This is a genomic window from Bradyrhizobium sp. Kon56, assembly GCF_055807635.1.
On sequence record NZ_JBVVOU010000433.1, the window covers coordinates 1 to 268 of the forward strand.

Sequence of the window (268 nt, forward strand, 5' to 3'; positions counted from 1 at the left end):
CATAATGTATAACCCGCCGACACACTGACCGCCCCACCCCCTATGGCAGCGACGTCCTTGCTCACGGGAAGCGCATCGCGTGTACCGAAGTCCAATACATTATCGATCATCGAATACTTGAATAACCCCCGATCCCTTTGGGCATCCGCCCATTCAAGCACGTTGCTTAACCCGACCATATCGGCTTCGGTTAGATAAGCCTCTTGATACTCCTTTGAGCCACTGTCCAAATGCGCCCAGCATTTGATGGAGAAACACACGGCTTTCT

At 52.2% G+C, this 268-nt stretch carries 1 protein-coding gene; it reads right to left on the reverse strand.

Going from position 1 to position 268, the window contains the following annotated elements:
• The coding region (locus AC0L3B_RS39575) for a hypothetical protein (RefSeq protein ID WP_473383277.1) at positions 1-268 on the reverse strand (268 nt) is incomplete at both ends.